Source organism: Microbacterium sp. Bi128, from assembly GCF_918698205.1.
In genome coordinates, this window is sequence record NZ_CAKKMM010001102.1 from 1 (window position 1) to 1,722 (window position 1,722).

The following is a 1,722-nucleotide window of genomic DNA, read 5'->3' on the forward strand; positions in this document are numbered from 1 at the left end:
CTGGAGGACCCGTCCGGGAACGTTGTCGAGTTGTTCCAGCCCGCCGGCGAATAGCGGCCGTTTAACACACAAGCGGACGACGGAGGGATTTCTTTTCACCGAGGTCGCCTAGCTGGGCTCCCGTTCCTGTCTAATGGGGAGCCCAGCTGCGCTTGGGTCCGGCTGACGGAAGACCTGAGGAGATCTCCCGGAGCGGGGACATCTTCGCTACGGCTTCAGGACCACCTTGATGCAGCCGTCTTCCTTTTTCTGGAAGATCTCGTAGGCGGCCGCGGCACCGTCGAGGTCGACCTCGTGAGTCTTCAGGTCCATGACGCCGAGCGGGTCTGCGGAATCTTCCACGAGCGGGAGCAGCTCGTCCGTCCACCGGCGGACGTTGCACTGGCCCATCCGGAGTTGGATCTGCTTGTCGAACATGCTCAGCAGGGGCATGGGGCTCGCTGTACCCCCGTACACCCCGCTTAGCGAAACGGTGCCTCCCCGGCGCACGGAGTCGATCGCTGCATGGAGAACCGTCATGCGGTCTACACCCGCAGTCTCCATGGCCTTCTTTGCCAAGGCATCCGGCAAGAGCCCCACCGCATTCTGCGCAAAGGCGCCGACGGGCGAATTGTGCGCTTCCATGCCGACGGCGTCGACGACCGCGTCGGGGCCCCTTCCATCCGTCATATCGCGAAGCTGGTCGCTGACGTCCTTTGTGAAATCGATCGTTTCCACCCCGTGCCGCTCGGCCATGCGGCGGCGTTCCGGAACCGGCTCGATGGCGATGACGCGCTGACCCAGGTGTCGACCGACGCGGCTGGCGAACTGCCCCACCGGGCCGAGACCAAAGACCGCCAGGGTGCCGCCGGCGGGGACGTCGGCGTATTTCACTCCCTGCCAGGCGGTGGGAAGAATATCGGAGAGGTAGAGGTACCGCTCATCAGGCAGTTCGTGCCCGACCTTTATCGGCCCGTAGTCGGCGTGGGGCACGCGCAGGTATTCCGCCTGCCCACCGGGGACCGAACCGTAGAGCTCGGAGAACCCGAACAGGCTCGCCCCGCTGTTGTGGGCATGGACCTGGGTGGTTTCACACTGGGACTGCAGCCCCTGTTTGCACATCCAGCAATGGCCGCAGGAGATGTTGAAGGGGATGACCACCCTGTCGCCCGGCTTGAGGTTCCTGACCTCGGAGCCGACCTCCTCAACGACGCCCATGGGTTCGTGCCCCAGGATGTCGCCGGCCTTCATATAGGGGCCAAGGACCTCGTACAGGTGGAGGTCCGAGCCGCATATGGCCGATGAGGTGATCCTGACGATGGCGTCCGTCCCCTTCTCAATGACCGGATCCGGAACCATCTCCACGCTGACCGACCGCTTTCCCTGCCAGGTAAGTGCCCTCATATTCGCTCCTTCAGTCGCAACCAAATTAGTAAGTCTACTGATCAATAAGATCATTCCTTGTTCGCGCCCGGATGGGAAGGAGCGTCGGGCTGAGTCCTACGAGGACGGCGACTTAGATGGTCGGACCGGCTGGCGATGAGCTCGTTCGAAGGGCGGGTGCCCGCGGCTGAGGGCAGGGTGCGGCCATGGCCTGGCATCCGCCCTGGCCGCCCGCCCCAAATAGCCGCCCGGCGGCTCAGCGGCACCTTCGCACAAGCGGACGACGGCGGGACTCCCGGCCGTCGTCCGTTGCGTTTGGTCTCGTTTACCTACAATGCCGGCGCTCGAGTGATTGTGACG

The 1,722-nt window shown here is 64.1% G+C and carries 1 protein-coding gene; it reads right to left on the reverse strand.

The genetic code is table 11. The features are described 5' to 3' along the window. Window positions 1-207 precede the first annotated feature (207 nt). Window positions 208-1,383 (reverse strand): zinc-dependent alcohol dehydrogenase, encoded by a 1,176-nt coding sequence (locus LQV45_RS30180; RefSeq protein ID WP_230010888.1) that lies wholly within the window; start codon window positions 1,381-1,383, stop codon window positions 208-210. Between the last annotated feature and the right edge of the window lie 339 nt (window positions 1,384-1,722).